The organism is Clostridioides sp. ES-S-0049-02 (genome assembly GCF_020658465.1).
Lineage (GTDB): Bacteria > Bacillota > Clostridia > Peptostreptococcales > Peptostreptococcaceae > Clostridioides.
In genome coordinates, this window is sequence record NZ_JACVWG010000056.1 from 1 (window position 1) to 618 (window position 618).

The 618-nt window shown below is 27.2% G+C and carries 2 protein-coding genes; both read left to right on the top strand.

What is annotated here, in order from left to right:
- Positions 1-66 precede the first annotated feature (66 nt).
- Positions 67-327 carry a hypothetical protein gene (locus IC213_RS20540; RefSeq protein ID WP_227863583.1) on the top strand — a complete coding sequence of 87 codons (261 nt, stop codon included), beginning with the start codon at positions 67-69 and terminating at the stop codon, positions 325-327.
- A gap of 13 nt (positions 328-340) precedes the next feature.
- A partial coding sequence (locus tag IC213_RS20545) for a hypothetical protein (protein WP_227863584.1) occupies positions 341-618 on the top strand: 278 nt, incomplete at its 3' end.

Consider the following 618-nt stretch of genomic DNA (forward strand, 5'->3'; position numbering starts at 1 on the left):
TTTTAGTAAGTGTTAGAATACAACACTTAAATTATGATATAATAATAAAATAGGAGTGTGAACGGCATGGATGAAAAAATATTAGAGTTATTACAAGAAATGCAAAAGGATATTAAAGGAATGAAGCAAGATATCAGCGATTTGAAAGTTGGACAGAATGAAATTAAAGACGACTTAAAAGAAATAAAAAGCGATATAATAAAATTAGATTTAAAAACAGAAGATACAAAAAGAAGTATAAAACTTATGCAATTAGACATTAATAAAATAGAAACTATTACAAATTATAATCTGAATGATATAGCAACACTTAAAGCAATTAAGTAGGAGTGTGGTATTAATGGATGAAAAAATATTAGAATTATTACAAAAGATGGACAATAGGCTTAATGGAATTGAAAGTAGACTTGATGGCATTGAAAATGAGGTAAAAGAAGTGAAAGCTGATATGGGTAATCGCTTTGATGAGGTAGACAAGAAACTTGACTACATACACAAAGATATACTTATTGCTAAAACAGATATAAACGAAGTAGATAAGCATCTAGATAGAATTGACAATAATATGAATTTTGTAGAAATGGCTACATCTAAAAATTGGAATGAGATTGCAAGACT